Below are 26532 nucleotides of genomic sequence, written 5' to 3' on the forward strand. Positions count from 1 at the left end.
AACGATGCCTCCTCTGCGATCAACCCAACGTCGTAACCATTTTACGGGGCCCAGAAGAAGCCGTCGAACGGATCAACGTCTGCTCCTGCCGATGCACCTTTCACTCAGATCCGGGTTGGAGATACCAAATGAACGCTTATCGAAGCCGGCAAGAACTCGTGCAGTCCATTGAAAGTTTCATCCGCTATTACAACAACGATCGAATCAAAGAAAAGTTAGGAGGGCTAAGTCCGAAACAATACCGTGAACGCATGAAATCCGCATAGAAAATATGTTATGTAAAACAAAATCGAGCAAGCGAAAAGCTTACTCGATTAAGTCCAACTATATGGGGTCACTCTAGTAAAGAGGTCCTTTTTCAATGGAATGATTTCGGAAGATCGAAAACGGCGCAGGTCGCTTTCGATTTTTGTTTGCGTGTTTTTTTATTCGCTGCGAATGGCGTCCAGGGCCGAAAGGTTCATGGCGCGCTTGGCGGGGAAGTAGCCGGCGGCGACGCCCACCAAGGTGGAAAAGACGAGGGCCACCAACACGAGCCACAGGGGAATGTGGGATATCTTTACGGCCTCTTCCGCGCCTTGTGCCATGGCGAATCGGTTGCCGATGAGATTAAAGCCGGCGCTCAAGATCAGGCTCAGGGCCACGCCGATGACGCCGCCGATAAAGCCGATAAGGGCGGCCTCCGTGAGAAAGAGCTTTTGAATGTCCTGAATCGACGCGCCGATAACTTTCATGACGCCGATCTCCCGCGTGCGTTCGTAAATGGACATAATCATGGTATTGGCGATACCGATGGCGGCGACGATAAAGGAGATGGAGCCGATGCCGGCGAAGATGGCGTTGACGATGGCCATGGCCTTGTTCATGCTCTTGATCATCTCCAGCATGCCCATGGCTTCGTAGTCCAGGGCCTTAATGCCGTCGGTGACCTCTTCGGCATTTTTCATATCGTCTACCCGCACCTGAATGCGGTCGTAGCTGTGGGTGTTGGGCCGCGGCATTTTTAAACGGTCCATTAAATCCATATAACCGTCCACGGTCATAAAGACATTGTTGTCGTAGTCCATTTTTTTCGTCTTGGCGATGAGGCCGGTGACTTTTATTTCCGTGGAAAGATTCTCGGCGCCCGTATTCTCGCCCGGCATCATCGAATCCGAGGAGCTAATGGTCATGGTTTTTCCCGCGGCGTTAAAGAGCGGGGGCGGATCCTCGCCGTCGTCCATGGCGGGCATGGTCGTGGAGCCTGTGGGATCGTAAAACATATCCGCCACGCCGTTTCCGAAAAGCATTTGGCCCTTGCCGTCGCCGTGGAAGAAACTGCCCTTTTCCATTTCCCAGCCCAGGGAATCGTAGGTGTGCTTTTCCATGGCCGTAATGCCCACGAAATCCGATTGAAATTTTCTGAGCTTCATGTTCACGCTGGTGTTGTAAACCGGCGTCACGTCCACCACGTGGGGAAGCTCCTTTAATTCCGAAATGGTTTTGCGCGTCAGGGCCTTGCCCTTGCCGCCTTCTTCCTTTTGCGTCACATTGATGTTTTTCACATCGCCGAAGTCTTCGATCATGCGCCGATTGTTTTCCGTCATGCCGTAGCCGAAGCTGAGCATAATAATAATGGAGACGCTGCCGATGACCACGCCGAGAAGGGTGAGGCCAGTGCGAAGTTTTCTGGCGAGGAGATTCTTCTTCGCCATGTCGAATAGGTCGCGGTAACTCATCAGATCGTCAAATCCTCGTCGTCCACGTCGCCGGATTTTTTGCGCTTCTTACGGACGTAGAAGGCGATGGCGCCGACAATGGCGGCGATTAAGGCGACGCCCAAGGGAACAGCCCAGGCCGGGCGGGGCGCTTCCGTCTCTTCTTCATCGCCTGCCGGCATATCGCCTTCCACCTGTACCACAAAAGGCTTGACCAATTCCTGTTTTCTGCCTGTGGAATCGTCGTAGGTAATGACGATCTCTCCCTTTTGCTCGCCTTTGGCCCGTGGCGTAATGTTCACATCGTAGGTTTGGGCGCTGCCCGGGGCCACATTGCCGGCGAAGTAGGTATTGGTGTCCGCATCGAAATTGCCCCGCATTTTTACCATCACATTGGAAAGCACGGATTTGCCCGTGTTGAAAAATTCCAGAGACAGGGGCATTTCGCCGCCGACGAAGCCTTCCTTGTCGACTTTCAAATCCCCGAGTTCGATTTCCGCGCTTTGGATCACGGGAATGCCGATGACTTCCGAAGAGGTGTAGGGATTGCCGTCGGAATCTTCGTATTCGAAATTCGCCGTAATGGTGTAGGTACGCGGCGCCGTATCCGGAGCCGTGGTCAAGGTAATTTCTTTTTCCGCGTGCTTTTTCGGCTTTATCTTGTCGATATAAAAGGTGTTGCTGCTGCCGATGGGAATAAAGGCGCTGCCGCCACCGCCGCTCGATGCGGCGGCTTCCATGGCGCCTTGGGCTCCCTGGCCGCCGGAGGTGGTGGGCACATCCACGGCCTCCGCTGCATCGGCGGAAAGGGCGACGCGCAGATTTTGCACGGATTTTTTGCCGTTGGTATTCAGAATGCGGAAGTACAGGGTAAAGGGCACCCCGGCTTTGACATCCACGGGATCGTAGGAGTAGTGGTCGATGACGAGCTTCGGCGTATTGTTGCCGGAAGGAGCCTGTCCGCCGGATGATGCACCCTCGGAGCCCGTGACGGGAAGGGGCGAGCCCATGTCACCGCCGGAGAAGCCGCCCATGGATCCGCCGGAGAAGTCCCCGCCGCCGGAAAGATCGCCGGAGGATGCCCCCGCCTGTGAAGGATCCGGAGCGCCTGCGGCGCGAACGGTGACCATCTGTTTGCTTTCGTGGACCTCATTGGTGTTTACGTCGACGTAGGCCACGGAAAGCTTCACGGGATAGTTTTTCTTTTCGGCTCCCGGCGTCATTTGAAAGGTAAAGGTATAGCTTTCCTTTTGATCCGGGGCGTAGTATTTTGCATTGACCGTGGTCACGGATTTCGGCACCAGGCCGTTTAAATCTTGGGATTCCGCCTGAATGCGAATGTTTTTCGCGGCGCCTTTTCCGTTGTTTTTAATGGAGAAGCGAATGGGGATGTCGGCCCCCGAGCCGTTGTCTTGGGGCCAGCTGATGTTGGTGAAGTCTAAAATCGATATGGGGGCGTGACTCGTCGATTCCACCTTCTGCGGGGGAATGGCATCGGCGCCGTTTGCAGCCGAGGCCGCTTGGGGCGCGACGCTTGTAAGTACCAGACAACCGGCTAATAGCCATGCTTGTTTTTTCATAGGGTCTCCTCGTTGTTATTTTGGGGGAGAAGTTCGAGCTCCCGTGCTTTTTCGATGATCTGTTGGGTTTCGTCCCGCACGATTTTTCCGTCACGCAGCTCGACGATGCGATTGGCGTAGACGGCGGTTTCCAAATCGTGGGTGACGATGATGAGGGTTTGCTTATGTTCCTTGGCGAGATCGCACATCATCTCCATGATTTCCACGGAGGTGTTCGTGTCCAAATTCCCCGTGGGCTCGTCGGCAAAGAGAATGGGCGGCGCATCCACAAAGGCCCGGGCGATGGACACCCGCTGTTGCTGGCCGCCGCTCATTTCGCTGGGTTTGTGATCCAGGCGATTGCCCAGGCCCACCCGCTCCAAAATGGCGCGGGCCTTTTCTTCCCGTTCCTGCTTTTTTACGCCCTTAAAGATAAGCCCCAGACTCACGTTTTCCGTGGCCGTTAAGGTAGGGATCAAATTATAGGACTGAAAGACGAAGCCCACATTTAATTGGCGAAACTTCGTGAGCTTTTCCTCAGAAAGCTTCTCCATATGGATCTTGTTGTTAATAATAATCTCGCCCTTGCTGGGCCGGTCCAAACCGGCCATCATGTTTAAGAGTGTGGATTTCCCGCTGCCGGAGGTTCCCAGGAGGCAGAGGATCTCTTCTTTTTGTATATCTAAATTGACGCCACGAAGGGCATAGACTTTTTCTTCGCCCATGTGGTAGACTCGGTACAAATTCCTTATGCGAATCAATGGATCCAAAGCATCACATCCTTGCCATTATTATATCATTATATCATTTGTGAAAGAATGATGTACATTTCAAAGAAGAGACGTATTTTAAGACTTGTCAAAGATAGAAAGAAGCAGGCCATGATGAGAGACGACAAACAGTTTTATAATTTGGATACGAAACGAAAAAGCAGGCGGCTTTTCGGCGAAGTGGTTTACGGCGAGAACAAGGCGCCGGCCCACCTAAAGGACTGCATTGAAGGCTTGCTGGAAGCCCAGGGCGATGTATTGATCACACGCCTCGCCCCGGAAGTCTACGAAAAATTAGGCGAGTTAAAAGAGTGGCTGGATTACGATCCTCTCTCCGAAACCGCTTTGGCGGGCACAAAAAAAGAGCCCGTAGGCTCTGTGGCCGTGGTGACGGCGGGCACCTCCGACGGAAAGGTGGCGGAGGAGTGTGCAAGAAGCCTCGCCTATTTCGGCGTAAAGGCCGTGCCCTTTTACGACGTGGGCGTGGCGGGAATCCACCGCCTCTTCGATAAGATCGACGCCATCAGCGGGTGCGATGCGATCGTCGTGTGCGCCGGCATGGACGGCGCCCTTCCTTCCGTGGTGGCGGGGCTGGTTTCTGTTCCCGTCATCGCCGTGCCCACCTCCGTAGGCTATGGGGCGTCCTTTGGGGGCGTAGCGGCCCTATTGAGCATGCTCAATTCCTGCGCCGAGGGCGTGGCCGTGGTGAATATCGACAACGGCTACGGTGCCGCCTACATGGCAGCGGAAATCGTCTACGCCATCCATCAAAAGACGAGGTAATCCGTCTCGGATAAAAAGGCGTGGACGGGCAGATCGTATGCGTCTCGAGGTACTTCTTCAACCAATTGTTCGTGAAAGCCTACGCCCAATCGAAAGCCCTCGTGGCTCGAGAAGAAGCGGTCGTAAAAGCCGCCGCCGTAGCCCATGCGGTAGCCCGAATGATCGAAGGCGAGGCCCGGGGTGATGATTAAATCGCAGGTAGCCGCATCCCGCGCCTGAGCCAATGCTTCCGGCAGTTCCAAAATCCCCCAATAATTTTCAACGAGCTCGTCTTTCGATAAAAGGCGGGCCATTTTCATTTCCGAATCGCCTTTTTTCGTGGCGGGGATCAAGACCTCTTTTTCCTTCAGCAAATCGTCGAGCCAATGAATGGTCTCCACTTCGCTCCCCATGGAGACGAAAATGAAAATCTGCCGCGCCTTTTTGTATTCATCCAGGGACTTAAGGCGAGAAAAAATCGTCCGGGACTTTTCTTTTCGCGCCGATTCGGGAATTTTATCTCGAATGACGATGGAATTATTACGCAAACATTTCTTTTTCATGGCAAATGGGCTCCTTGCTTTCATATTTTTGTAACTTATACTATAATAAATGAGATAAATTGTATGGAATGAGGTGGATCGTTGATTACGTTTCAAAATGTCTATAAAGAGTACAAAAACGGCGTACAGGCTTTAATGGACATTAATATGGAAATCCCATACGGTCAATTCGTTTTTATCGTCGGCGCTTCGGGCGCGGGCAAAAGCTCTTTAATCAAATTGTTGATCTGCGAAGAAAAAGTTTCTCGCGGCCACATTTACGTAAACAATAAAGACATCACCGAATTGTCTCCATGGTATATACCCAAATTGCGGCGTCAAGTGGGCGTCGTGTTTCAGGATTTCCGTCTGCTCCAAAAAAAGACCGCTTACGAAAACGTGGCTTACGCCCTGGAAATCGTCGGCGAAAGCGGCCGCACCATTAAAAAGCGCGTGCCGGAAGTGTTGGAGCTTGTCGGATTAAGCGATAAATTAAACAGTTACCCGGGCGAATTGTCCGGTGGGGAAGGGCAGCGCCTCGCTATTGCCCGGGCCATCGTGAACAAACCGCCTGTTTTAGTGTGCGACGAGCCCACGGGAAACTTGGATTTCGAGACGGCCATGACCGTCATGCAGACCTTAAAGCGCATTAACGACGACGGCGCCACGGTGATTATGGCCACCCACGCCAGAAAAATCGTCAATCACATGCAGCGCCGGGTCATTACCCTCGACAACGGTCGAATCATCAGCGATGTGAACGTGGGAGGTTACGATGCGGTGGATTAGACAATTCGGCAACAACATAAAAGAGGCCTTTCAGGGCATCGCGAGAAACAAGGGCATGAGCCTCTTGTCCGTGATTTCCATTATGGCCGTCTTGGTCCTCTTCGGCGTGGTGGTGCTCTTGGTTTTGAACATGACCGGCATCGTCAACGAAACGGAGAAGAAAGTGGACAAGGTGGTCGTTTACTTAAACGACGACGCCAACGAAGACAGCATTCGGGCCATTATAAAAAAGGCCGAGGGCACGGGCTATGTAAAGGACGTGAGCTACACCTCCAAGGAACAGGCCTGGCAAGATTTCTCCAAGAACATGGAGCTTACCAACGACGCCTATTTCCTGGAAGGCATGGAAGAAAATCCCCTTCCCGCTTCCATTACTTTGCAGTTGTCCAATATAAAACAGGCGAAGACCGTGGCCAATACCTTGCAGGGCATGCCCGGGGTCTATCAGGTGGATTACTTAAATGAATTAATCGGCAAGATTGTGCAAATTAACGATTGGGTACGCATTTTAGGCGTGGCCGTCGTCGCCATTCTCTTGATCATCGCCATCGTGCTTATTCACAACACCATTAAATCCACCATCGCCAATCGAAGTCAGGAAATTCAAATTATGAAATACATCGGCGCCAGTGACGGCTACATACGTCGGCCCTTGCTTATCGAAGGCATGTTCTTCGGCGTCGTCGCCGGAGCCCTGGCTTTGGTGCTCGTGTATTTAGGCTACAAAGGCATGTTCGGCCTGTTCGATGAAAAACTCAATGTTCTCATGGGGCTGAGGCTTATTCGGCCCACGGATATGCTGAAGGACATGGCCATTATGTTTCTATGTATCGGCGTCGGCGTCGGCTTAATCGGAAGCTCTCTGTCGCTGAAGCGGTTCTTAGATGTATAGACGGTAACCAGAAGGAGGTTCACTTTGCAAGCGAATCACAGAAAGAAACTTTCCGCGGCTCTCGCCATTTTAATGTTAAGTTCCCAGCCGGTGCTGGCATCGAGCTTGGAAGCCACCCGTTCGGAAGCGGTACAAAAAAAGAATTCGATTCGATCCAATATGGCGGGCACCCAATCCATGATCAGCCAAACCAGGGGCCAAGTGGCCACGGTGCAAGCGGAAATTCGCGCCTTGGACGCACAAATTACTCAAGTCAATATTAAAATCGATCAATTAAACGGCGAAATGCAAAAGCTTCAGGCGGAAATCGCGCAAACGAAGGCGGAGCTCGAGGCGGCAAAGGCGGAGCTTTTGGAGAAAAAAGATCTTTACGCCAAGCGTCTTCGCGCCATGTACATCGCCAACGATCGGGGCTATTTGGACATTCTTTTGGACTCCACGGAGGCCACGTCCATCATCGGCAACGCCCGCATGATTCGCTCCATCGCCACCAGCGACCGGGAGCTGATCGATGAAATTAACGCCAAGGTAAAGGAAATCGAAGAAAAGCAGGCCCTTCTCGCCGAGCAGGAAAAGCAATTGGCTAAAAAGCAGGCACAAGCCCGCATCGAGCGCAGCAATCTTGAAGCGGCCAATGCGCAAAAGACCGGCTACATGAACAGCCTCATGAGCAATCTGAGCGCCTACGAAGCGCAATACGACGCCATGCTTCGCGAATCCGACGCCATTGAATCGCAAATCGCCAATCTGGATCTTTCCATACAAAAGGCCAAGGAAGAAGAATCGGCCCGCATCGCCAAGCAAAGAGCGGCGGCGGAAGCGGCCCGTCGCGAAAAGGAAGCGGCTGCGAGAAAGGCGAGCCGCTCCACCGGCCGCACCGTATCGACTCGATCGGCATCCGTAAACAGCGCGCCCGCCGTCTCCAACGACGTGGTTTCTTACGGTGAAAAGGCCACGCCGGAAGCGAAAACCGGCGAATTTTACTGGCCTGTCCCCGGCCATCACCGGATCACGTCGCCTTTCGGCTACCGCATACACCCGATTTTGAAATACCGCAAGCTCCACACCGGCGTGGACATCGGCGCCCCCAACGGCACCCCGGTGGTCAGTGCCGGTTCCGGCACGGTCATCGCCTCCCGCTTTATGAGCGGCTACGGCAACTGCATTATGATCGACCACGGCGGCAAGGTCACGGTGTACGGCCACTTATCTTCCAGAGCCGTGAACCCGGGGCAATCCGTCTCCGCAGGGGAAACCATCGGCTATGTGGGCAGCACGGGCATGAGTACCGGCGCGCACTTGCACTTCGAAGTGCGGGTCAACGGCGCAGTGCAAAATCCCCTTAACTATTTATAATCGAAAGTAAAAGAACCTTTCTTCGGGAAGGTTCTTTCTTCCATTTAAAACAGGAGTACCCATGAAAAAGAAACACATAGCGGGCATTATCGCCCTCTTGCTCGTGACCAATATCATCACCGCCTTTGCCTCGGTGCAAGTGGCCACGGGAAGCGCGAAGGAAGTGGCCCAGACGAAAGTATTGGAGCGCTTTTTAAAGAAATACTACCTGCGCAGCGACGAAATCACCGAAAAAGATTTTATCGAAGGCAGAAAAAAGGGCACAGTGGCGGCGTTGAATGATCCGTACAGCCAATACTTCGACGAAGAGGAGTACAAACAGTTTATGGAATCCACCACCGGCGAATTTTTCGGCATCGGCGTGCAAATCGGCGCCGTCGAAGGTTCCAAACTGATCACGGTCATTGCGCCCATTAAGGGCTCGCCTGCGGAGGCGGCGGGGTTAAAATCCGGCGATAAAATCGTCTCCGTCGACGGCGTGGAATACACCGTGGACGAAATGGACGAGGCGGTCAAGCACATTAAAGGCGACAAGGGCACCACGGTGACCTTGGGCATTATGTCCGAAGGGGACGGCCGCGTGCGGGATGTGAAGATTACCCGCGACGAAATCCACACGGAATCGGTAATCACGGGTTCCATCGGCGACATCGCCTACATCGGCCTCACCCAATTCGAAGAAAATACGGTGGACGAATTTACCGAGGCCATGAATGCCGCGGCGGGAAAAAAGGGATTGATTCTGGATCTTCGCGGCAATCCCGGCGGCATTTTGGAAGCCGCCGTGGGCATCAGCGATCAATTGCTTCCCAAAGCGGACATCGTAAGCGCCAAGGACAATCGGGATAAGGAAGTCTTCCACTACACCTCCGACGAGGAAAGCTGGAACAAGCCCATCGTGGTCTTGGTCAACGGCGGAAGTGCCTCGGCATCTGAAATCGTGGCCGGCGCCTTAAAGGACAACAAGGCGGCCACCTTGGTCGGTGAAAAGACCTACGGCAAGGGCGTGGTGCAAACCCTGGTTCCCCTGCCCGGTGGCGGCGGCATAAAGCTTACCACCAGTGAATATTTCACGCCGTCCGGGGTAAGTATTCAAGATAAGGGCATCGAGCCCGACGTGAAAGTCACCTTGCCTGAAGACGTTAAGGCCATCGGACTCGAGCATCGAGATCAGGATACACAATTGCAAAAGGCAATTGCCATTATTGAGAAGAGCGGTCGTTAGATCGCTCTTTTTGCAGGAGGATTTATGGATTTTAAAATTCATTCGAACTATAAACCCACCGGCGATCAGCCCCAGGCCATCGACAAACTGGCCAAGGGCATCGAGGGGGGCATGAAGCACCAAACCCTTTTAGGGGTCACGGGAAGCGGCAAGACCTTTACCATGGCCAATCTCATCGAGCGTGTGCAAAAGCCCACTTTGGTCATCGCCCACAACAAGACCCTGGCCTACCAATTGGCCTCGGAGTTTCGCGAATTTTTCCCGGACAATGCCGTGGAATACTTCGTCAGCTACTACGATTACTACCAGCCGGAAGCCTATGTGCCGGGGACGGACACCTTTATCGCAAAGGATGCAAGCATAAATGATGAGATCGACAAGCTCCGCCACTCCGCCACCATGGCCCTCTTCGAGCGGCGGGATGTGATTATCGTGGCATCGGTGAGCTGCATTTACGGCTTGGGCGACCCCATCGACTACAAGAACTTGGTCGTGAGTCTGCGCCCGGGCATGGTGTGGGATCGTAACGCCCTCATGAGCAAGCTCGTGGACATCCAATACGTGAGAAACGACGTGGATTTTTCCCGAGGCACCTTCCGCGCCCGAGGGGACGTGCTGGAAATTTTTCCCGCCGGCAATTCCGACAAGACCATTCGCGTGGAATTTTTCGGCGACGAGATCGATCAAATCGCCGAAGTGGACGCGGTCACCGGTCGCATCGAAAGCTATCGCAACCACGTGTCCATTTTTCCGGCGTCCCACTTTGCCACGCGTCCGGAAAAAATCGAGCGGGGCGTCAAAACCATTCGCAAGGAATTGGAAGAGCGGCTCTTTACCCTGAGGGATCAGGAAAAGCTCCTGGAGGCTCAGCGATTGGAGCAGCGCACCAATTACGATGTGGAAATGCTGGAGGAAATGGGCTTTTGCTCCGGCATCGAGAACTACACCCGCCACTTAAGCGGCAGGGAAGCGGGAAGCCGCCCCTACACCCTCATCGACTACTTCCCGAAGGATTTCATGACCATTATCGACGAGTCCCACGCCACGGTGCCCCAGATTCGCGGCATGTTTAACGGCGACCGCGCCAGAAAAGAAACCCTCGTGGAATACGGCTTCCGTCTGCCATCGGCTTTGGACAATCGGCCTTTGCGCTTCGAGGAATTCGAATCTCTGCAGAATCAAGTGGTCTACGTTTCCGCCACGCCGGGGCCTTACGAAACGGAACACGAAGAGCAGCGGGTGGAACAGATCATTCGTCCCACGGGTCTCGTGGATCCGAAGATCGACGTGGTGCCCACGAAAAATCAAATCGACCATTTGACGGAACAGATCAACGACATGACGTCGAAAAATATGCGGACCCTGGTCACCACATTGACCAAGCGCATGGCGGAAGATTTGAGCAAGTATTTTAAGGACATGGGCATGAAAGTCGCCTACCTCCACTCCGATGTCAAGACCATCGAGCGCATGGAGATCATTCGGGATCTGCGCCTCGGCGTCTACGACGTGCTCGTGGGCATTAACCTCTTACGGGAGGGCCTGGACATTCCGGAAGTGGGCCTCGTGGCCATACTGGATGCGGACAAGGAAGGCTTTTTGCGTTCGGAGACATCCCTCATTCAAACGGCGGGTCGGGCCGCGAGAAATGTGAAAGGCCGGGTTATTATGTATGCCGATACCATCACCGGCTCCATGGCTCGCACCATCGAAGAAACCGAGCGGCGCCGCGCCATTCAAATGGCCTACAATAAACAACACGGCATCGAGCCCAAGTCCATCGTCAAGGGCATTCGCGACGTCATTGAAAACACCATTGCGGCGGAAGAAGAGGAAGCCTTCGATGAAGACTTCGCCAAGGAAGACATCTTGGCCATGTTGAAGAATCTCGAGACGGAAATGTTCAAGGCTGCCGAGCAACTGGACTTCGAACGGGCGGCGAGCATCCGCGATCAAATAAGAGAAATAAAAGAACGCTACGGATTAAATGAATAAAGAGAAAGGAAATAGATGAATCCATCCATTGAACAGGCGATCCACATTCACGGGGCGCGCCAGCACAATTTAAAAAATCTCGACGTCTATATTCCGAGAAATAAAATGACGGTCATCACGGGCCTCTCCGGCTCCGGCAAGAGCTCCCTGGCCTTCGACACCATTTACGCCGAAGGACAGCGGCGCTACGTGGAAAGCTTGTCTTCCTACGCCCGGCAATTTTTGGGGCAGATGGACAAGCCCGAGGTGGACTACATCGAGGGCATGAGCCCGGCCATCGCCATCGACCAGAAGACCACGTCGAAAAATCCACGCTCCACCGTGGGCACGGTGACAGAAATTTACGACTACATCCGCCTGCTCTACGCCCGTGTGGCGAAGCCCTATTGCCCGGTGTGCGGAAAGCCCATCGAGGCCTTTGCGGAAGATCAGATCGTGGACAAGATTATGGAAATGGAGGAGGGCACGCGCTTTCAACTCCTGGCCCCGGTAGTGCGCCAGAAAAAAGGCCAGCATAAAAAAGTCCTGAACCGCATTCGCAAGGAAGGCTTTTTGCGCATGATCATCGACGGAGAAATGCACCGCACGGAAGAAGAGATTGAGCTGGATAAAAATAAAATCCACGACATCTTCATCGTCGTGGATCGCATCATTATTCGCGAGGGAATCGAGAGCCGCCTCACGGACAGCATCGAGACGGCACTGGAGATCTCCGGTTCCACGGTGATCGTGGACACCATGGACGGCAACGAAAAGCTTTACTCCACGAGCTACTCCTGCCCCGAGCACGATATTTCCATCGAGCCCGCCACGCCTCGGTCTTTTTCCTTTAACACGCCAATGGGGGCCTGCCCCACCTGCAAGGGCTTGGGAAGCAGCCGCCGGGCGGATCCGGAGCTCATCATTCCCAATAAAGAGCTATCCATCGACGAAGGGGCCATCGCCTGCTACGGCACCACGGAAGGCACCTATTACAAAGAAATCATCGACCAAATCGCGGCCAGACACGATTTTTCCACGAAGGCTCCGATTAAAGATGCGCCGAAGGCCATGATCGACGAATTAATGCACGGCACGAAAGAGCCCCTGCACTTCGTCTTCGAATCCCATTTTAGCGGAGAGAAGGAGTACGCCGGCCACTTTGAAGGGATATTAAACAATTTAAATCGCCGCTATCGCGAGAGCACCAGCGATCGCGCCATGGAAAGAATCGAAGCTTTCCTTTCGGACATTCCCTGTCCCGATTGCCACGGGGCGCGGCTGAAGATGGAATCCTTGGTCTTTAAGCTTGGCGGAAAAAACATTTACGAATCCACCCTGCTTTCCGTCATCGACGCCATGGATTTCTTCGATTCCCTGGATCTCAGCGACATGGATCGAAACATCGCCGATCAGATTTTAAAGGAAATTCACGAGCGGCTCTCCTTCTTAAAAGAAGTGGGCCTGGGCTACCTTACCTTGGCCCGCATGGCGGGCACCTTATCCGGCGGCGAAGCCCAGCGGATTCGCCTCGCCACCCAAATCGGCTCGGCCCTCGTGGGCGTCACCTATGTACTTGACGAGCCCTCCATCGGCCTCCACCAAAAAGACAATGCCATGCTCTTAAAATCCCTTCGGAATCTGACGGACATCGGCAACACCCTCATCGTCGTGGAACATGACGAAGACACCATGCGGGAAGCCGACGAGATCTTGGACATCGGTCCCGGCGCAGGCGTCCACGGCGGCCACATTGTGGCACAGGGCAGCTACGACGAGATCATTCAAGTGGAAGAATCCCTCACGGGGCAATACCTTTCCGGGAAGAAAAAAATTCCCGTGCCGAAAGAGCGGCGGCCCTACACGGGGGATGAGATCGTCGTCTACGGCGCGGCGCAAAACAATTTAAAGGGCATCGACGTACACTTCCCTCTGGGACAATTTATCTGCGTCACCGGCGTCTCAGGTTCGGGGAAGAGCTCCCTCATCAACGAGATCTTGAAAAAGGCCGTAGCTCAAAAGGTAAACAAAAACAAAGTGCGTCCGGGCAAGTACGAAAAGATCGAGGGCTTGGAGCACGTGGACAAAATTGTGTCCATCGATCAAAGCCCCATCGGCCGCACGCCCCGATCCAATCCCGCCACCTACACCGGCGTCTTCGATTCCATTCGCGACGTCTTCGCCCAAACCAACGAGGCGAAAATTCGCGGCTACGCCAAGGGCCGCTTCTCCTTTAATGTGAAGGGCGGCCGTTGCGAAGCCTGTAAAGGCGACGGGATTTTGAAAGTGGAAATGCACTTTCTCCCCGACGTCTACGTACCCTGCGAAGTTTGCGGCGGCAAGCGCTACAATCGGGAGACGTTGCAGGTTAAATTCAAGGGCAAAAACATCGCCGACGTCCTGGACATGACCGTGGATCAGGCGGCGGAATTTTTCGAAAACCACCCGCGAATCTTACGAAAAATCATTACCCTGCAAGAAGTGGGCCTGGGCTACATTAAGCTCGGACAGCCCTCCACCCAATTGTCCGGCGGCGAGGCCCAGCGGATCAAGCTGGCCACGGAGCTTTCCAAGCGGGGGACGGGCAACACCCTCTATATCCTTGACGAGCCCACCACCGGTCTTCATGCCGAAGACATTCGAAAGCTTTTAGGCGTCCTTTCCAAGCTTGCCGACATGGGCAACACCGTGGTGGTCATCGAGCACAATCTGGACGTCATCAAAGTGGCGGATCACATTATCGACTTGGGGCCCGACGGCGGCGACGGCGGCGGCGAAGTGGTGGCCACGGGCCGGCCCGAGGACGTGGCGAAAAACGAAAAGTCTTACACGGGCATCTATCTGAAACCGCTTCTGGAAAAATAAAGCAAGATTGACGCAAATCCTTTGATAAAGGGCCTACTTATAGTAGACAGTTTTCGAAAAGCGAAGTAAATTTCGATTAAGGCAAACGAGAAACACCGTTTCTCAATATCTTTCGGATTTTCTTGTGGATTTTAACACGATATAGTATAATTTCACAAAAGAAAAAACAAAGAAGGAGGCCTTAATCTTGAATACAGAAAAATTTTTCGAGAGCGATCGGAATTGTCGCAAGGGAAGAATCCATTCGACTTGCGCGTCCGGCCCTAAAAGACGACGCCGATACAAATGATAGCCGATGTATTTAAGATTGAAGGGAGAAATAAAGTGAAAAAGACAGGTTTACTTACAATTTTAGCCATGATCATGGCATTTGCATTGGTCGGTTGCGGATCCGGTGCGAAAAACGGAGAAAAGGCCGCCAACAACGCAGGCAATAAAGAACCCGCTCAAGTGAGTCAAGAAGACATGGACGCCGCCGTCAAGAAGATTAAGGACAACGGCAAATTAGTCCTGGCCACCAGCGCCGACTACCCGCCCTACGAATGGCACTTAATAAAAGACGGTAAAGACGAAATCGTCGGCTTCGACATTGAAATCGCCAAAGCCATTGCCGATGAAATCGGCGTAGAACTTGAAATCAAGGATTTGGATTTCGACGGCATTATCCCGAGCATTACCTCCGGTCAAGCGGACATCGGCGTCGCCGGTCTTTCGGCTACTCCGGAACGTGAAGAAGCGGTCAACTTCTCCGTACCCTACTTCACCAACGAACAAGTGGTCCTCGTTCGCAAAGAGGATGCGGATAAATACAAGAAGATGGAAGACTTTGCCGGCAAGGTCGTCGGTGCGCAAACCGGTTCCCTCCAAGAAGAAACCGTCCGCGAAAACTTCCCGAAAGATGTGGAATTAAAGAGCTTAGCGAAGTTAAACAACTTGGCTATGGAAGTTAAGAATAAAACCGCCGATGCACTGGTCATTTCCAGCAGTGCCGGCGCACAATACGCAAAACAATTCCCCGAACTCGTCGTCATCGACGCAGGCGTACCCGAAGAACCGGGCGTATGTGTAGCCAATAAAAAAGGCGACGACGCCTTTACCGCCTACATTAACCAAGTGGTACAAAAATTAATCGACGAAGGCAAGATCGAAGGCTGGATTGCGGAATACGAAAAATTAGCCGACGAATCCACAGGCGATGGAGGCGCTGAAGAAGCGACAGCCGACAACGCAGCAGAAAACAACGGCAAGTAAAATTGCCCGAACCATAGAGTTAAAACTGTTTCCTCGTGAAACAGTTTTTTCTATCGAGGAGGAAAAATGGACTTAATGAAATCTTGGATGGCCTTTTTAAATAAATACGGTCCATCCTATTTAGAAGGCACCTTGATGACCCTGAAGCTCTCCTTTTTAGGGGTATTCTTCGGTTTTATCCTGGGCATTTTAATCGTGCTGCTTCGTCGGTCGAAGTTAAAGCCTCTGCAAACCATCGCAAAAATTTACGTGCAAATGTTTCGCGGCACGCCATTATTGGTTCAAGTAACGATATTCTACTACGGCTTTTCCAGCGTGCTCCCCGATCAATACGCGGCCTTAAAAAATCCCTTTGCCTTAAGTTTAATCGCCGTATGCATGAACTCCTCGGCCTATGTGTCCGAGATTATCCGCGGCGGGATCAACGCCGTGGATCGCGGCCAAGGGGAAGCGGCGGCATCCCTGGGCATGAAGAAAAGCCAAATTATGCGCTACATTATCTTGCCCCAAGCTATTAAAACCGTGCTTCCGGCCCTGTGCAATGAGTTCGTCACTTTGATCAAAGAAACGGCCATCGTCTCCATCGTCGGCGTAAGCGACTTAATGTATCAGGCAAAGATCGCCCAAGGGGCGAGCTACAAACCCTTTATGCCCAATGTGACGGCGGCGCTTATCTACTTGATTCTCGTAACCGGCCTTTCCAAGGTCATCAGTGTGTTTGAAAAGAGGTTGGCTAACAGTGATTCGCATTCATAATCTGACAAAAAGTTTCGGCGACAACCAAGTCTTAAAAGGCATCTCCACGGAAATCGCAGACGGAGAAGTGGTGGTCGTCATCGGGCCTTCGGGCTCGGGGAAATCCACCTTCCTGCGCTGTTTGAATCGCCTGGAAGAAGCCGACGGCGGCGAAATTATCTTCGAAGGCGTGGACATTAACGACAAGAACACGGAAATCGAAAAAATCCGTGAAGATATGGGCATGGTCTTTCAATCCTTTAATCTCTTTCCCCACAAAACCGTCATGGAAAATATCACCATGGCGCCGGTGCTGGTAAAGGGCGCGGATCAAAAGGCGGCTGAAGCCAAGGCGGAAAAACTCTTAAATCGCGTCGGCCTTTTGGACAAAAAAGACAGCTACCCCAATCAACTTTCCGGGGGACAAAAACAGCGGATCGCCATTGTGCGCGCCCTGGCCATGGAGCCCAAAGTCATGCTCTTCGACGAGCCCACGTCGGCATTGGACCCGGAAATGGTCGGCGAAGTGCTGGACGTTATGCAACAGCTTGCCGCCGACGGCATGACCATGGTCGTCGTCACCCACGAAATGGGTTTTGCAAGAGAAGTGGGGGATCGGATCCTTTTCCTAGACGAAGGCTATTTGCTGGAAGAGGGCACGCCGGAAGAAGTGTTCGGCCACCCGAAAGAAGCCCGGACGCAAGAATTCTTAAACAAAGTGCTGTAAAATCATTGCAGCTACATTCCTATTATCATTCCGAAGAATCGAGAGGCCCATGGTCCCTCGTTTTTTTCTTGGGAATGTATTTCCGAAAAGGGTAATAATCAGAAGAAAGGAGCGTTATGAATAAAAAAGTATTAAACGGCTTGCGACTCGTTTTGGTCCTCGTGCTTGTGTTTTCTTTGGGAAAGATCGGCCTCTATTACAAAGATCAACACGTCTACGATCGAAACGAAGCCCGCATAGAGGAAAAATACAGAGCAGGCGAAAAGGCCGCCGCGAAAGATGCCGATAAGGCCGCCGCGGAAAAAATCGCGGCCCTGAAAAAAGACTATCCCGATTTGGTGGCCTGGATCGAAATTCCCGGAACGCCCCTCTCCCTGCCCGTGGTGCAGGGGAAGGACAACGACTATTACCTGAATCACGACATCGAGAAAAGCCGAAACGCCCTCGGCGTGCCCTTTATGGATTACCGAAACAAGGCGGATTTTTCCGATCAAAACACGATCATCTACGGCCACCGCGTGAAAAACGGCAAAGTCTTTCATCCTCTTTTGTCCTACGAGGATCCGGAGTTCGTAAAGACGGCGCCGAAAATCGTCGTGGATACGGAAAAAGGGCGAAAGGTGTATAAAATTTTCGCCGCATACAAGGCGAATCCCTACGAAGATTTCCGCTCCATTCAATACGAAGGTAAGCGCCTCGCCGCCTTCCGTACGCGACTGGAAACAAAAAATATACTGAAAGATCCCTTGAATTGGCAGGAAGAAAAAATCATCACCCTGCAAACCTGCTCGGGAAAAGAAGAGCGAATGGTCCTTCACGGCCGCCTCGTGGAGGAAAAATAAGCACAAAAAAAGCGTCTCATCGAGAGTGATGAGGCGCTATTTGTTTACCTTTACTTACTTGCATCTTCCAAGAAGCGTTCCCCGACGCGGAAGATATCGCCGGCGCCCATGGTGAGGATCACATCGCCCGGGCGGCTTTTGTCTTTGATGTAGTCCAAAATATCGTCCTGTTCGCCGATGTAGATGGCTGAATCGTGATTGGCCTTTACCGCATTGACCAAGGTTCTCGAGTGGATGTCGCCGTAGTCTTTTTCACGCGCCGCGTAGATGTCGGCGATAATGGTCATGTCGGACTCGGAGAAGCTGTGACTGAAGCTGTCGAGAAGAAGCTTGGTGCGGGTGTAGGTGTGGGGCTGGAAGATACAGATCAGCCGATTTTTCACCGTGGGCTTTAATGCATGGAGGGTGGATGCGATCTCCGTCGGGTGGTGGGCGTAATCGTCGATGACGCGAATGCCGCCCGCTTCACCCTTGTATTCCAGGCGGCGGCCCACGCCGTGGTAGCCGAGGACGCCTTTAATGGCATCTTCCACGGGGACGTTGTTTTCCACGCAGGCGCTGATGGCGGCCAGGGAATTGGACACATTGTGGAGCCCCATGACTTGCAGCTGAATTGGCGCGATCATCTCGCCGCGAATGTACAGATCGTAGCTGGGTCTGCCCGTGTGGGAGTCGATGACGAGATTGCGGGCCTCGTAATCGGCGGCTCCTTTGTGGCTGAAGGTCACGACGCGGCCCTTGGTGGCATCTTTCATGCCGTAGGCGTAGTCATCGTCTTTGTTTAGAATCAACACGTCCCCTTCGCCGAGGTTGCCGGCGTAGGCCCGGAAAGTTTCCAGAATGTGGTCAATGTTGTCGAAGAAGTCCAGGTGGTCTTCGTCGATGTTTAAAATAATCGCCGTAGAGGGGAAGTATTTCAACACATTGGCCCGGTACTCGCAGGCTTCGGTGAGGAAGAAATCCCCGTCGCCGATGCGCACATTGCCGCTGATTTCGCCGAGGTTTCCGCCGACCATAATGGTGGGGGAGAATGGCTCATCTTTAATGGCCGTGGCGATCATGGACGTGGTGGTGGTCTTTCCGTGGGTGCCGGAGACGGCGATGGAGACGTGGAAATTCTTCATGACGGCGCCGAGGAACGTGGCGCGGTCCACGACGTCGATTTTTTTTGCGACGGCCGCCCGATATTCGGGATTGTCCATTTGAATGGCGTCGGTGTAGACGACGAGATCCGCGTCTTCGATTTGGGCGGGGTCGTGGTCTTCGTAAACCGTAATGCCTAGTTCCTGAAGATGTTCTGTAATGGGCGAAGCTTTTCGGTCACTGCCGGAGATGGTGTAACCTTTGGAAAGCATCAGTGCCGCGAGGCCGGACATGCTGATGCCGCCGATGCCGATAAAGTGGATATGGTGATAATCCGTTGTTCCAAATTGGAATTGAAACATGCTTACCTCACTTCCTGGTAGTTATTTATAAGACGACAAATAAAAAAATTGCGGAAAATCCGCAATTTCTTATTTTCCGGAGTAGAATTCGACGATCAGTTGATCTTCGATTTCGATCGGGATATCTTCACGAGCGGGTTCGGAGCTTAAGGTAGCTCGATTGTTCTTTTCCTTCGTGATGTAGGGATAGGCGTTGACGAAGTTCGTTTCGTAGTTTTCTTTGAACATGTCAACTTTGCGGCCGCGGTCGCTTAAGGAAATCACGTCGCCGACTTGGACTTGGTAAGAGGGAATGTTGATTCTCTTGCCGTTTACGTGAATGTGACCGTGGGTAACCATTTGTCTTGCTTGACGAATGGAGGATGCAAAACCCATACGATACGTTAAATTATCTAAGCGGACTTCTAAGCGTTTAACAAGTGCAGGGCCGGTTTCTTCTTCCGCCTTTTGAGCGTCGAGGACGTAGCGGTAGAATTGTTTTTCCATTACGCCATAGTAAGCTCTGAGTCTTTGTTTTTCCAACAATTGCTTCCCGTATTCGGTTAACTTCTTGTCGGAGCGAGCCGTGCCTCTGCCGGCGCGGTTCATCGCCTTGGGATGTCCACATACGTTCAGACCTAATCTTCTGGATTGTTTAAATCTAGGTCCCATCATTTTTGCCATTGTCTTCACTCCTAAATTATTATTTGCCGCGATAATTTAGAACCTCTGGTATTATACAAGAAAACAGAGGACATGTAAAGGGAAAAAGGCCATATTCCGCTTTTTTCTCCCTTGTGCTATACTAAAAACAGACTTGCGAGGAGGACTTATGCATATCATTTTTCAAGACACGCAATACGTCGATGTGGTGGCCGGAAAGGTCATTGACCGCAGAGACATTGAGATTAAAGACGGCAAGATCGCGGCCATTGCAGGCGCCTATACATTAGAAGGCGCCGAAATCATCGACGGCAGGGATCTCTTGCTCGTGCCGGGCTTTGTCAACGCCCACACCCATTTGGGCATGAGCTATTTCAGAAATTATGCCGACGACATGGATTTAAATACCTGGCTCACCAAGGCGATTTGGCCCTTGGAAGCCCACTTGACCCGAGACGATATTTATTGGTCCAGCATGCTTTCCATGGCGGAAGGAATTTTATCGGGCACAACGACTTTCTGCGACATGTACTACCACATGGACATGGTGGCCCAGGCGGCGGTGGCCATCGGCATGCGGGGGCTTTTAACCCGAGGCCTTACGGACAGCGACGGCGCAGGGGACGAAAAGCTGGAAGAAGTGCGCATGCTTTACATTAACAGCCACGGACTGGGCGATGATTTGTTGGAGGTAGCTCCGGCGCCCCACGCCATTTACACCTGCAGCGGCGATTACATTAAAGACATTATCCGACTTGCCGGAGAACTGGACGGCGTGCTCCACACCCATTTGTCCGAATCGAAAAAGGAGATGGAAGACGCCGAAGCCCTTTACGGCACGACGCCCATTCGCTACATGTGGAATCTCGGGCTGGATCAGGTGCGCACCATCGCCGCCCACTGCGTCCACATGACGGAAGAGGACATGGATTTAGTGGATCCCGAGAAGTTTTTCCCGGTGCACAATCCTTCCAGCAATTTAAAATTGGCGAGCGGCATCGCGCCCGTGCAAAAGATGTTGGATAAGGGCCTCACCGTGGCACTGGGAACCGACGGGGACAGCTCCAACAACAATCAAAACATGCTTGAGGAGATGCACCTGGCCGGACTTTTGGCCAAGGGCGTGAGCTACGATCCCGAAGCACTGAAGGCGGAAGATGTGCTCCGCATGGCCACCATCAACGGAGCCAGGGCCTTGGGGCGGGATTTTGAAATCGGATCCATCGAAGTAGGAAAGCTCGCCGACATTAGCTGCTTTAATTTAAATTCGCCGAGCTTCACGCCCCGGAACAATTTAATCAGCGCCCTGTGCTACTCGGCCCAGGCGGAAGATGTGAAACACGTTTTGATCGGCGGGAAGTTTGTATTAAAAGACCGCAAATTGACCCGCGTGGATCTGGACGACATTCGTGAAAAAGTGGAACGGAAATTTCAACAGCTGATCGACCGCAAAGAATTAAGCGATGCGATTAAAGGCGACCTTTAGGCCGCGGAAAGAGAGGACATCATGGATAAAAAAGTAGTATACTCGGCCATTCAACCTTCGGGCAGCTTGACCATCGGCAATTATTTAGGCGCACTGAGCAATTTCTCCGATTTGCAGGAAGAATACCAATGCATTTACTGCGTCGCCAATATGCACGCCATTACCGTGCCCCAAAATCCCGCCGATTTAAGAAAGCGGACCTTGGATTTGATCGCCCTCTACGTGGCCTGCGGCATCGATCCCGAAAAATCCATTCTCTACATTCAGTCCCAAGTGCCGGAGCACACGGAGCTGGCCTGGGTGTTAAACACCATTACCTCCATCGGCCAGTTAAACCGCATGACCCAATTTAAGGATAAATCCAAAAAGCAAAAAGAAGTGTACGCCGGGCTTTTAAACTACCCGGTGCTCATGGTGGCGGACATTCTTCTCTATCAATCGGCCTTTGTGCCCGTCGGGGAAGACCAACGGCAACACATCGAGCTCACCCGCGACATCGCCGAGCGCTTCAACACCCGCTATTCGCCCACATTCACCATTCCGGACATTATGGCGCCGAAGGTGGGGGCGAAGATCATGAGTCTGCAGGATCCCACATCGAAAATGAGCAAATCCGATCCCGACGAAAACGGCTTTATTTTAATTCTCGACGAACCCGACGTGATTCGCAGAAAAATCAAGCGGGCGGTCACCGACTCCAAGGGCACCATCGCCTACACCGACGAGCAACCGGGGGTTAAAAACCTTCTCGACATTTACTCGTCCTTTAAGCACATCAGCCCCGAGGAAGCACTCAGGGAATTTGAATCCGCAGGCTACGGCGAGCTGAAAGAAGCTGTGGCAGAAGCCGTGGTTGAAGGTCTCGCGCCGGTACAAGAGCGCTTCCACGCCATTCGCGGCGACAAGGAACAATTGGAAGCCATTTGCCGAGACGGTGCGGAAAAAGCATCCTACTTGGCACAGAAGACGCTAAGAAAGGTATACAGAAAAGTCGGATTAGTACAATTTTAAACAAGTCTTGATTTTTTACAGAAAATTTTCTATAATGAACCTATCTTTAAACATGTGAAGGAGGAGTAGATTGTCCCTCGTCCATAGAGAGGTCGCGCGTGGTGGAAGCGATCGGCGAAGCAATTGAAGGTCGCCTTCATCCTTTTTTCGTGAGAGCGAAACGGCGTCCCGTCGTTATGGGGAAGAAGTGCCGTAGCAATACGGAATAAAGGTGGTACCGCGGAATCTCGTCCTTTTCAGGGCGAGATTTTTTAGTAGGAGGAATTATGAACAGTATGCAGAAAACCTATAATCCCAAGGATTTCGAATCGCGCATCTACGCCGATTGGATGGAAAAAGGCGAGTTTACGCCGGATCGCGAAAAGGACAAGGCGGCGGGGAAGAAGCCCTTTACCATCGTCATGCCGCCGCCGAATGTTACGGGGAATTTGCACATGGGTCACGCCATGAACAACACCCTGCAGGATATTTTAATTCGCTTCAAGCGCATGCGCGGTTACAGCGCCCTGTGGATTCCCGGAACGGACCATGCCTCCATTTCCACGGAAGTAAAAGTCGTGGAAAAGTTGCGCAGAGAGGGCAAGTCCAAAGACAGCTTGGGCCGGGAAAAATTCCTGGAAGCCGCTTGGGCCTGGACGGAAGAATATGGCGGCAACATTAAAAACCAATTAAAGAAGCTGGGCGTATCCTGCGACTGGTCCAGGGAGCGCTTCACTTTAGACGAAGGCCTATCCGCCGCCGTAGAAGAAATGTTTATTCGCCTCTACAATAAAGGCCTGGTCTATCAGGGCGATCGCATCATTAACTGGTGCCCTCACGACAAAACCGCCCTTTCCGATGCGGAAGTGGAACACGAGGAGCAGGAAGGCAAGATGTGGACCTTCCGCTACCCCATCGACGGCGAAGACGACGCCATTATGATTTCCACGACTCGGCCGGAGACCATTCCCGGGGACTTGGCCGTCGCCGTCAATCCGGAAGACGAACGCTATAAAGATTACGTGGGCAAATACGCCGTGATCCCCGTCATCGACCGGAAGATCCCCATCATCGCCGACAGCTACGTGGAATCTGAATTCGGAACCGGCGCCGTAAAAATCACCCCGTCCCACGACCCCAACGACTTCGAAGTAGGCGCGCGCCACGATTTGGGCCAACTTCTGATTATGGACGAAGAAGCCAGACTCAACGAAAACACCGGCAAATACTGTGGCTTGAGCCGTGAAGAAGCGCGTAAAGCCATTGTTAAGGATTTCGACGAAGGCGGCTATTTGGTAAAGATCGACGATCACCACAACGCCGTAGGCCACTGCGAGCGCTGCAAAACCGTCATCGAACCCATGCTCTCCAAACAATGGTTTGTGTCCATGGAAGAGCTGGCTAAGCCCGCCTTGGAAGCCTACGAAAAAGGCGATCTTCACTTCGTGCCGGAACGCTTCGGCAAGATCTACACCCACTGGCTGGAAAACATTCGCGACTGGTGCATCTCCCGTCAATTGTGGTGGGGCCATCGCCTGCCCGTCTACTATTGCGACGATTGCGGCGAGGTGATGGTATCGAAAGAAGCCGTTCACACCTGCACCGCCTGCGGCAGCAAAAACATTCGCCAAGACGAAGATTCCTTGGACACCTGGTTCAGTTCCGCCCTGTGGCCCTTCTCTACCATGGGCTGGCCGGACTCCACGCCGGATTTGGATTTCTACTATCCCACCGACGTCTTGATCACCGGCTACGACATCATCTTCTTCTGGGTCATTCGCATGGTCTTCTCCGCCATTGAAATTACCGGCGAACTGCCCTTCACCGACGTCTACCTCACCGGGCTTATTCGCGACGAACAGGGCCGCAAAATGTCCAAGAGCTTGGGCAACGGAATCGATCCTTTGGACGTCATCGACCAATACGGCGCCGACGCCCTGCGCTTTACCTTGATCACCGGCTCCACTCCGGGCAACGACATGCGCTTCAGCTACAAGCGTGTGGAAAGCAACCGCAACTTCTGCAACAAATTGTGGAACGCGTCTCGCTTCGTGCTCATGAATCTGCCGGAAGATTTCTACGACGCCAAGGTGATGAAGGAAAAACTCCATTCGGAAGACCGCTGGATCCTAACCCGCGTCGATGAAACCATTGTGGAAGTTCAGGAAAAAATCGAAAAATACGACATCGGCATGGCCGCCGAAGCGGTACACGACTTTATTTGGGACGAATACTGCGACTGGTACATCGAAATGGTGAAGCCGCGCCTCTACGGCGACGACATCGAAGACAGAGAAGTGGTCTATGGCGTGCTCCTCGATGTGCTTGAAAAGATCCTGAAAATGCTCCATCCCTTCATGCCCTTTATTACGGAAGAAATCTACGCCTTCCTGCCCTCTACGAAAGAAGATCTTATCGTGAGCGCCTGGCCCGAAAGCGGCGTCTACAAATACGACGAAGACGTGGAAAAAATCTCTATTTTGAGAGAAGCCATTCGCGGCATTCGCAATGCCAAGGCGGAAATGGACATCGAGCCCTTCAGAAAGAGCAAGCTCTATCTCTTAACCGACGACGACGCCCGGGCGGAAGTCTACGACGAATTAAAAGATCACTTCGCCAACTTGGCTAACTGCACCGACATCGAGCGAATTCCCGATCGCGACGCCGTTTCCGACGACGTCATTTCCGTAGTCGTAGAAAAAGCGGAACTCTTCCTCCCCATGAAAGACTTGGTCGACTACGACAAGGAAGCCCAACGGCTGAAAAAAGACATGGAAAAGACCGAAGCTGAAATCGAGCGGGCGGAAAAGAAGCTGGCCAACGAAAACTTCGTCAGCAAAGCCAAACCCGAAGTCGTACAAAAAGAACGGGAAAAACTGGAAACACACAAGGAAAACCTCAAGAACTTAAAAGAACGGGCCGCCTTCGTTCAAAAGCAATTGGCGGATTAGGTTTTTTCTGAAACCAAGGAATTTACAGTTGCTTGATGCGTAATCTCCCTTCGCGAAGGGTAAAGTGTAAGAAGAAGGAAAGATCACACGAGAGGACTCGTGTGAAGGGAGGCATGTTTGTGAGAAAGAGTAAGAAGGTCATGGATATTCTCGTGGCCCTGGTACTTCTCGTCTTTGCCTGCGTTTGTTTCTTCTCATTTTACGGCAGTGCCGTCGGTCTCGACCGGTGGCAGGAAGCGTTGATCGGGATTTTAAATGAGGAATGGGGTTTTTATGCCTTTTCCGTATTCGCGGCTCTTACGGCCGTTTACGGATTGTTCCTTTTCCTGCGCTCATTAACCGTAAAGACGCGGGAAAGAAGCATCCGCATCAAGCATGAGGACGGCGAAGTGTATTTAACGGAATCGTCGGTGCGCTCGGTCGTGGCATGTACGGTGAAAAATTTTTCCGAAGTGACCCGGCCCGAGGTGTCCGTGGACATCCACGGGGGCAAAGAGCCTACGATTCGATCGAAAATTACCTGCGGCGTCGCGGAAGTTACCAATCTGGACGCGTTGTCTGAATCCATTCAGGGACGCGTGCGGGAAAATTTGGAAAACTACGTGGGCTATCCCGTAGGCGATGTGGAAATCACCCTCACCGAGCCCGGTGAAGTGAAGACAGAACAGGTTGCGGGGTGAGGCGATGCGATTATTTACACAAGATGAACAGCAGCAGCTGCACTACCTGGGCGATTACGACATCGTTCCGCAAAACGTTGCGGCACCCCAAATCGCGGAAAGCGGAAGTGCGCCTGCGGAAAGAAGGCGGTTGGGAGATTTATTTTCCTCGCCCCTCTTCAGACGCTACAAGAAAACCGTCGGCGGCATGGTGATGGGCCTTATTATCGGGATTTTATTCATCACCATCGGATTTTTCAAAACCCTGCTCCTCGCCATTTTAATCGGTGCGGGCTTTGTGGTAGGCGGTTTCTTCGACCGCAATCCCGTCGTACTCAAGTTTTTAGATTCCATTGGTTAAGAGAAAGGACCG

Annotated in this window: 23 protein-coding genes; 17 read left to right on the top strand and 6 right to left on the bottom strand. The window is 52.5% G+C overall.

The genetic code is table 11. The annotated features are described in order from the left end of the window. Positions 1–128: 128 nt before the first annotated feature. Positions 129–266 (top strand): IS3 family transposase, encoded by a 138-nt coding sequence (locus DG046_RS00910; protein ID WP_108830721.1) that lies wholly within the window; start codon positions 129–131, stop codon positions 264–266. Positions 267–425: 159 nt separating this feature from the next. Here the strand turns inward: DG046_RS00910 and DG046_RS00915 are convergent, their stop codons facing one another. From DG046_RS00915 to DG046_RS00925, 3 genes are read right to left on the bottom strand one after another with little or no spacing between them, the layout of a single operon-like run. Then, the gene (locus DG046_RS00915; protein WP_108830722.1) at positions 426–1718 is read right to left on the bottom strand and encodes an ABC transporter permease; all 1293 of its coding nucleotides are present in this window, start codon (positions 1716–1718) and stop codon (positions 426–428) included. Then, on the bottom strand, positions 1718–3277 hold the full coding sequence (locus DG046_RS00920; RefSeq protein WP_108830723.1) for a COG1361 S-layer family protein: 1560 nt from the start codon (positions 3275–3277) through the stop codon (positions 1718–1720). The genes DG046_RS00915 and DG046_RS00920 overlap by 1 nt, the downstream gene beginning before the upstream one ends. Then, complete coding sequence (locus DG046_RS00925) at positions 3274–4026, bottom strand: ABC transporter ATP-binding protein (protein WP_108830724.1); 753 nt, start codon at positions 4024–4026, stop codon at positions 3274–3276. Before DG046_RS00925 ends, DG046_RS00920 begins: the two co-directional genes overlap by 4 nt. A gap of 111 nt (positions 4027–4137) precedes the next feature. Between DG046_RS00925 and larB the strand changes: the two genes are divergently transcribed. Then, the gene (gene larB, locus DG046_RS00930; RefSeq protein WP_199909555.1) at positions 4138–4809 is read left to right on the top strand and encodes a nickel pincer cofactor biosynthesis protein LarB; all 672 of its coding nucleotides are present in this window, start codon (positions 4138–4140) and stop codon (positions 4807–4809) included. Here the strand turns inward: larB and DG046_RS00935 are convergent. Then, on the bottom strand, positions 4794–5351 hold the full coding sequence (locus DG046_RS00935) for a 5-formyltetrahydrofolate cyclo-ligase (RefSeq protein ID WP_159082008.1): 558 nt from the start codon (positions 5349–5351) through the stop codon (positions 4794–4796). The genes larB and DG046_RS00935 overlap by 16 nt on opposite strands. An 81-nt stretch (positions 5352–5432) precedes the next feature. Between DG046_RS00935 and ftsE the strand changes: the two genes are divergently transcribed. From ftsE to srtB, 10 genes are all read left to right on the top strand, one after another. Continuing rightward, positions 5433–6119 carry a cell division ATP-binding protein FtsE gene (gene ftsE / locus DG046_RS00940; protein WP_108830726.1) on the top strand — a complete coding sequence of 229 codons (687 nt, stop codon included), beginning with the start codon at positions 5433–5435 and terminating at the stop codon, positions 6117–6119. Further along, the gene (ftsX, locus tag DG046_RS00945; protein ID WP_108830727.1) at positions 6106–7011 is read left to right on the top strand and encodes a permease-like cell division protein FtsX; all 906 of its coding nucleotides are present in this window, start codon (positions 6106–6108) and stop codon (positions 7009–7011) included. Before ftsE ends, ftsX begins: the two co-directional genes overlap by 14 nt. A 24-nt stretch (positions 7012–7035) precedes the next feature. Further along, complete coding sequence (locus tag DG046_RS00950) at positions 7036–8367, top strand: murein hydrolase activator EnvC family protein (RefSeq protein WP_108830728.1); 1332 nt, start codon at positions 7036–7038, stop codon at positions 8365–8367. A 61-nt stretch (positions 8368–8428) separates the two neighbouring features. Then, positions 8429–9592 carry a S41 family peptidase gene (locus tag DG046_RS00955; RefSeq protein WP_108830729.1) on the top strand — a complete coding sequence of 388 codons (1164 nt, stop codon included), beginning with the start codon at positions 8429–8431 and terminating at the stop codon, positions 9590–9592. Between the two features lie 24 nt (positions 9593–9616). Further along, a complete protein-coding gene (uvrB, locus tag DG046_RS00960) occupies positions 9617–11587 on the top strand; it encodes an excinuclease ABC subunit UvrB (protein WP_108830730.1) in 1971 nt (656 codons plus the stop codon). 15 nt (positions 11588–11602) lie between these two features. Further along, positions 11603–14431: an excinuclease ABC subunit UvrA gene (uvrA, locus tag DG046_RS00965; protein WP_199909556.1), complete on the top strand. Its 2829-nt coding sequence runs from the start codon at positions 11603–11605 to the stop codon at positions 14429–14431. Between the two features lie 324 nt (positions 14432–14755). Further along, the gene (locus DG046_RS00970; protein WP_159082009.1) at positions 14756–15682 is read left to right on the top strand and encodes a transporter substrate-binding domain-containing protein; all 927 of its coding nucleotides are present in this window, start codon (positions 14756–14758) and stop codon (positions 15680–15682) included. A 66-nt stretch (positions 15683–15748) separates the two neighbouring features. Further along, the gene (locus DG046_RS00975) at positions 15749–16438 is read left to right on the top strand and encodes an amino acid ABC transporter permease (protein WP_108830732.1); all 690 of its coding nucleotides are present in this window, start codon (positions 15749–15751) and stop codon (positions 16436–16438) included. After that, positions 16422–17144: an amino acid ABC transporter ATP-binding protein gene (locus DG046_RS00980; protein WP_108830733.1), complete on the top strand. Its 723-nt coding sequence runs from the start codon at positions 16422–16424 to the stop codon at positions 17142–17144. Before DG046_RS00975 ends, DG046_RS00980 begins: the two co-directional genes overlap by 17 nt. 116 nt (positions 17145–17260) lie before the next feature. Next, complete coding sequence (srtB, locus tag DG046_RS00985; protein WP_108830734.1) at positions 17261–17986, top strand: class B sortase; 726 nt, start codon at positions 17261–17263, stop codon at positions 17984–17986. A gap of 50 nt (positions 17987–18036) precedes the next feature. On the opposite strand, the gene murC is transcribed toward srtB, so the two are convergent. Both murC and rpsD read right to left on the bottom strand, forming a co-directional pair. Next, positions 18037–19431 (bottom strand): UDP-N-acetylmuramate--L-alanine ligase, encoded by a 1395-nt coding sequence (gene murC, locus DG046_RS00990; protein ID WP_108830735.1) that lies wholly within the window; start codon positions 19429–19431, stop codon positions 18037–18039. A 69-nt stretch (positions 19432–19500) separates the two neighbouring features. Beyond that, entirely contained in the window at positions 19501–20094 is a 594-nt protein-coding gene (rpsD, locus tag DG046_RS00995) for a 30S ribosomal protein S4 (protein ID WP_108830736.1), read from the bottom strand. Positions 20095–20242: 148 nt separating this feature from the next. Here rpsD and DG046_RS01000 point away from each other — a divergent pair, with 148 nt between their 5' ends. The 5 genes from DG046_RS01000 (at position 20243) to DG046_RS01020 (ending at position 26520) form a co-directional block, all read left to right on the top strand. Next, positions 20243–21559 (top strand): amidohydrolase, encoded by a 1317-nt coding sequence (locus DG046_RS01000; protein ID WP_108830737.1) that lies wholly within the window; start codon positions 20243–20245, stop codon positions 21557–21559. 21 nt (positions 21560–21580) lie between these two features. Continuing rightward, positions 21581–22570, top strand: coding sequence for a tryptophan--tRNA ligase (gene trpS, locus DG046_RS01005; protein WP_108830738.1), 990 nt, complete (start codon positions 21581–21583; stop codon positions 22568–22570). A 266-nt stretch (positions 22571–22836) separates the two neighbouring features. Beyond that, complete coding sequence (locus DG046_RS01010; RefSeq protein ID WP_108830739.1) at positions 22837–25500, top strand: valine--tRNA ligase; 2664 nt, start codon at positions 22837–22839, stop codon at positions 25498–25500. 119 nt (positions 25501–25619) lie between these two features. Further along, entirely contained in the window at positions 25620–26180 is a 561-nt protein-coding gene (amaP, locus tag DG046_RS01015; RefSeq protein ID WP_159082010.1) for an alkaline shock response membrane anchor protein AmaP, read from the top strand. A gap of 4 nt (positions 26181–26184) precedes the next feature. Then, positions 26185–26520, top strand: coding sequence for a DUF2273 domain-containing protein (locus DG046_RS01020; protein WP_108830741.1), 336 nt, complete (start codon positions 26185–26187; stop codon positions 26518–26520). Positions 26521–26532 lie beyond the last annotated feature (12 nt).

It is taken from the genome of Aedoeadaptatus coli (assembly GCF_900343085.1).
Lineage (GTDB): Bacteria > Bacillota > Clostridia > Tissierellales > Peptoniphilaceae > Aedoeadaptatus > Aedoeadaptatus coli.